The sequence below is a fragment of the Arsenophonus sp. ENCA genome, assembly GCF_002287155.1.
Lineage (GTDB): Bacteria > Pseudomonadota > Gammaproteobacteria > Enterobacterales > Enterobacteriaceae > Arsenophonus > Arsenophonus nilaparvatae.
Genome location: NZ_NHNG01000017.1, coordinates 1 through 1,591 on the forward strand (window position 1 = coordinate 1; position 1,591 = coordinate 1,591).

Genomic DNA, 1,591 nt, shown 5'->3' on the forward strand with positions numbered 1-1,591 from the left:
GACGTCTTTAACTCCAGGAAAGGCGCGAAAAAATTCCTCAGCAGAGCGAATTTGACGAGCGGGCAAAACACATTCTCGCCCCAAGGTCATCTCTAAAACCGGCAATAATATTTTTACCCAGCGACATGCCCGTGTTCTATCTAAACCAAAAAGAAGTCCTTGCAAATCATAGGTCGGATAACATTTTAAATACAATAAAATAAAAAGCAGTTTATCTAATGGGGTTGGGATAAATCCTTTCTGCCCTGCACCCATCTGCCGCTCGTGAGCTTTTCGATTCTTTTTCCGATAAATCAAATAACAAGCTGAAAATTCAGCGGCTAAATTTTTCAATTCTTCGACTGATAATCCAATGATTGCTTTACATAAACGATTATCTCGTAACARCYGCTCTTTGTTGATCATTTCAAACCKTTATTYTCTAAGTTAAACCTCTTTTTATTSTCWATAGCGTGACAAAAAATGCAAGTCTCTATTCAGCAACTAGTTTAATGAAACTGTTCTTAAGATAGTGATTAAAACGTTCAACCTTACCTTTAGTCTTCGCCCTGTATGGACGGCAGACTTTCGGACTAAAAGCATATTTCTCGGCAAGCTGGATAAGCTGTGGGTTCCAGCGGTGTTTACCAGGACCATAAACATCACGCTCAATGATAATGGTCTTCGCATTATCAAATAGCAGCTGACGAGGCGTACCGCCAAAATACTGTAGGGCTGACTCAATCCCGTCGCACCAGGCTGCTGAATTTTGACAGGTGTAAAACTTAACAAAAGTCGAGCGACTCCAGCCTAACGTGGCAACGAATGCCAGCAAAGGGTTTTTCCTCTGTCTGATAATCGTGAAGTCAACCTGCATCTGTTCACCGGGTTCAGTCTCAAAGCGGACAACGTCTTCAGTAACCGTTTTTTTCATAGGATGAAGAAAAGCGGTCAGCAAGCTATAGCTGCCTGTGTACCCTTGTTCACGGATCTCCCGTAGCAATACGCAGGCCGGTATCCAATCAGGTCTAGCCGCCTCTACGCGTTGGAGAATATATACCTTGAAGGGCTCCAACTTACCGGGTCTAGGCGCTCTCGATTTATAACGCATATTCGCCGCCGCTTCAGTGCTACGAAGATATCGCCTCACGGTTACTCTTGAGCATGAAAGCCGTCGAGCAATCGCACGTATAGACATACCCTGGCGATGTAAAACAGAAATTTCCACTCTGATCTCCAATGTTATCATCGGCAGTACCTTAAAACTGCCATTTTTACTCTTGCACGAGTTTCGCACAGGCATATAAAATTCTAAAAATGGCTTAAAAGCAATGATTAATCTGCAAGTTACTAAAAAACATAAATTTTCTTAAATTACAATAAGTTGTATTTGATTTATAAGGTTTTGACTATTTATATATCATGCTGAATTAAACTTAAAAATAGAGCGTTTTTTTATTGGTGCGAAACTCGTGGAGGTTTAACTTAGAGAATAAAGGTTTGAAATGATCAACAAAGAGCGGCTGTTACGAGATAATCGTTTATGTAAAGCAATCATTGGATTATCAGTCGAAGAATTGAAAAATTTAGCCGCTGAATTTTCAGCTTGTTA

The 1,591-nt window shown here is 40.6% G+C and carries 1 protein-coding gene and 1 pseudogene; both read right to left on the minus strand.

Translation table 11 applies throughout. The annotated features are described in order from the left end of the window. Nucleotides 1-405: transposase family protein (locus CBG25_RS00490; protein ID WP_290603707.1), on the minus strand; the 405-nt coding region annotated here is incomplete at its 3' end. A gap of 73 nt (nucleotides 406-478) precedes the next feature. Beyond that, nucleotides 479-1,228: pseudogene (istA, locus tag CBG25_RS00495) on the minus strand (IS21 family transposase); the annotation flags it as partial. Between the last annotated feature and the right edge of the window lie 363 nt (nucleotides 1,229-1,591).